We start from the raw sequence: 663 nt of genomic DNA, 5'->3' as shown, positions 1-663 counted from the left end.
TCACTCGATGATCTTGGCGACGACGCCGGCGCCGACGGTGCGGCCGCCCTCGCGGATCGCAAAGCGCAGGCCCTCTTCCATCGCGATCGGCGCAATCAGCTTGACCGTGATCGAGACGTTGTCGCCCGGCATCACCATCTCTTTGTCCTTGGGCAGCTCGATGGAGCCCGTGACGTCGGTGGTGCGGAAGTAGAACTGCGGACGGTAGTTGTTGAAGAACGGGGTGTGGCGGCCGCCTTCTTCCTTGCTCAGCACGTACACCTCACCGGTGAAGTGGGTGTGCGGCGTGATGGAGCCGGGCTTGGCCAGCACTTGGCCGCGCTCGACTTCCTCGCGCTTGGTGCCGCGCAGCAGAATGCCGACGTTGTCGCCCGCCTGGCCCTGGTCGAGCAGCTTGCGGAACATTTCCACGCCGGTGCAGGTGGTCTTGGCGGTGGGGCGGATGCCGACGATTTCGACTTCGTCACCGACTTTGATGATGCCGCGCTCGATACGGCCGGTCACGACGGTGCCGCGGCCGGAGATGGAGAAGACGTCTTCCACGGGCATCAGGAAGGCGCCGTCGATGGCGCGCTCGGGCGTGGGGATGTAGCTGTCCAGCGCTTCGGCCAGCTTCATGATGGCGCCTTCGCCCAGCTCGCCCTTGTCGCCTTCGAGCGCCTT

The 663-nt window shown here is 65.5% G+C and carries 1 protein-coding gene; it reads right to left on the bottom strand.

Annotated elements, in window-relative coordinates; genetic code table 11:
- Positions 1-663, bottom strand: a 663-nt coding sequence (locus Tfont_RS14410; protein ID WP_260682416.1) for an EF-Tu C-terminal domain-related protein, incomplete at its 5' end; no start/stop codon positions are given.

Source organism: Tepidimonas fonticaldi (assembly GCF_007556755.1).
Lineage (GTDB): Bacteria > Pseudomonadota > Gammaproteobacteria > Burkholderiales > Burkholderiaceae_C > Tepidimonas > Tepidimonas fonticaldi.
Note: the sequence above shows the minus strand (reverse complement) of the source record. Positions and strands in the feature narration are given on the sequence as shown.